2 protein-coding genes are annotated in these 2,762 nt (G+C 55.9%); both read left to right on the plus strand.

Annotated features, from left to right (window positions below; genetic code table 11):
- Positions 1–1,499: 1,499 nt before the first annotated feature.
- The gene (locus tag ACOCD2_RS15980) at positions 1,500–1,889 is read left to right on the plus strand and encodes a hypothetical protein (protein WP_419591699.1); all 390 of its coding nucleotides are present in this window, start codon (positions 1,500–1,502) and stop codon (positions 1,887–1,889) included.
- A 112-nt stretch (positions 1,890–2,001) separates the two neighbouring features.
- Positions 2,002–2,762, plus strand: a 761-nt coding sequence (locus ACOCD2_RS15985; RefSeq protein ID WP_419625784.1) for a hypothetical protein, incomplete at its 3' end; no start/stop codon positions are given.

Below are 2,762 nucleotides of genomic sequence, written 5' to 3' on the forward strand. Positions count from 1 at the left end.
TGTGTAGTTCCGATGGGACCTCCGACCCTAAGAGTCAATTGAACAAGTCCCCGGAGTCTGGGGTGTCGGCGGGCCGTCAGAAGGTCCGTCGTAAGGCCCCGTCTGTCCCGGCCCTGGGGGGGCCCGGTGAGGGCGATTCTAGAGGGGTTAAATTCACTTCAAAAAAAGATCTTAAGTCGACTGACGGGGGCTCCCGCAGGCGGCTATTCCAGCAGGGGACGAGGGCGCCAGCCTTCGTTGAGCACCCTGTCGTCATTCACGACCTCGGCGGGGGGGCCGCGCGCTTCGAGAAGCTCGGGCCCTGGCACCGTAGCCAGCTCTTGGCCAACGCCGTAGGCGCGGTGCGGTCCGTGCGGCCCCTCCCGTCTGGGAAGTGGTTGATTGGGTGCTCCTCGGAGGCCCAACAAAGCAAGCTGGCCCGGCTGGAGGTGCTTCCTGGGGGCGTCCCCATCGGTGCGCGCGTGCCGCGTCCGGTGGTGGAGGGCGTTGTCGGCCCGATCCCCATGGGGGGCGACGAGCTCCGGCTCGTCAAACAAGACCTCGAGGCGGGGGGTCACAAAGTGTCTGGGGTCACCAGGCTAAAAAACAAACATAATGAGCCATCTTTGGCTGTTAAAATATGTTTCGAAGCGACAGAATTGCCCGGTGAGGTCTGGCTGGGAGCGACGCCTTACAGTGTGCAGGCTTATGCCGCGCCTGTTCGGCGTTGTACCAAATGCCAATCACTGGGGCATACCAAGCAACAGTGTCGCTCCAAGCAAACCCGGTGCTCCAGGTGTGGGAAGACATCTCACACTCAGGAGCACTGTGATTCCAAGACATTGTCTTGCATTAATTGTAACGGTCGCCACTCGGCGGCCTATAAAGGATGCCCGGAGATGCTGGTTCGGCAGAGGGCGAATATTCTGCGTAGCAAAACTTATATTCCTTTCACGGTCGCTATGCAGCGTGCTCGCGACGACCTGAAGTCGCCCGACCAGGGGTCAGACCCGCCGGTTTCCAAATCGGTGGACGACTGCTGGTCGCGGGACCGGGTTGGTGTCGCCGCGTCCCGCACCGCTGGTACCGGTCCCCCGCTGTCTTACGCTGGCGTGGTAGCGGGGCGTTCCGGCCGAGGGGGTGGTGGCGGTGGGGGGCCCGGTGGCACTGCCCGTGGGTCTGATAGGAGTGGTCAGCGGCGACCGGCCGGCCAGTACTCCGTAAAAAACAATAACAATAAAGAAAGTAAAGGGAGCGGCGGAGGGGCTGATGCCCGGACAAATACCCAAATAGTTGAGGGTGGGACGTCTGAGACGGCGGCTGACCTGTTCTCCCGGATTTCTGAATTTATCAGTGTCTGGGGGGACGGTCCTATCAGTCCGCTGCCTGCAGAGCCTGTCATTTCAACCGAAACTTCTAAGGGTCGTCGAGAGACCTCTGGCACTGAAGCCGAGGTCCCTAAGCAGCACCGCCCCAAGAAGTCCAAACTTAGAAGAAGTAAGAAGGGGAGGAAGGCCGTGGTGGAGAAGACGACCCTTCAATATCAGCTGCTCCTGGAGCAGCAAAAGAACAAAAATCTGGAGAAAAAACTCCAGAATAACATCCGAAATGAAGGACTTAAAACTGAACTGGATCAGTTGTTTAAAGAGTCCAAAGTAGACGTGCAGCAGGAGGTGGGGGAAGCTCTGTCTTTCGACGGCTTCCTCTGGAAGATCATGTTGAGCCTGCTGCAGACTAGGCTTACAGGAGATTGCGCACCTTTATTGCGCAACCTGACTGTTCTATATAACAGAATCACTGGCCAGGGTCGACAGGCTCCTGCGATGTCTCGCCCTCTAGACTTGATGTTGGTGTTGGCGGGGGTGCGAGACGCCCCGACCAGTGACAAGTTGTCTCCCGTCATTTGTTGACGGCCTTTTATCCAGTTAACTGATCTCTTAACCCTTGTTTTTTGCCGTCAAGTATAAGGGGCTTAGAGTATTACAGTGGAACTGCCGTTCCATTAGGACTAATTTGGATTATTTGGTCCAGTACATTTCTCAAAATAATTTTGATTTGCTTAGTCTACAGTCCCTGAACTGTCGCTCGGGGGGCCTGCCCAGACTGGAAGGGTATTATTACCCGCCCGTGTGTGGGCCGACCTCTTCGGGCGACAGGGTAATGGTCTGTATATATATTAAAATTAATGTGCAGTTCTCTAGTGTTCCGGACACTCCGGGCCCTACCAACGGGTTTACCTGTGCGGTCCGGGTCCGGGTAAAAGGTCACTCTGACGTTACTTTAGTTAACTGTTATACCCCCACCCCCTGTGCTGGTTTCGACTGGTTGAGGGAGTTGAGTGGGGGTAGCGGATATTTAGTGACGGGAGACTTCAATGTCCGTGATAGTATCTGGGATCGGGGCTGGGAGTCCTCCTCCCCCGCCATAGCCTCGCAATTTAACGATAGCAACTTTATCATGCTTAACGACGGTTCTCTGACGCATATTCCGGACCGTTCGGACCAGAGACCGTCGGCTATAGATTTAACATTTGCTTCTTCTGATATTGCCGGCGGGATGGGGTGGGAAGTGGGGGTAGACCCACTCTCTTCTGACCACCTGCCTATTACCACAACCATGGTCTTTTCTGCTGACACAGGGTGTCCCACTCCTGTAATTAAATATAATTATGAGCTGGCCGACTGGGGCCGGTTTCGTAGCGTACTGGGGTCCGCGGTAATAGACGTGGGTCAGGCAGACCCGGAGGATGTTAATAGTCAAATTGTTTCCTCCATCCTGGAAGC

The sequence above is a fragment of the Thiolapillus sp. genome, from assembly GCF_048562965.1.
Lineage (GTDB): Bacteria > Pseudomonadota > Gammaproteobacteria > Chromatiales > Chromatiaceae > Thiolapillus > Thiolapillus brandeum_A.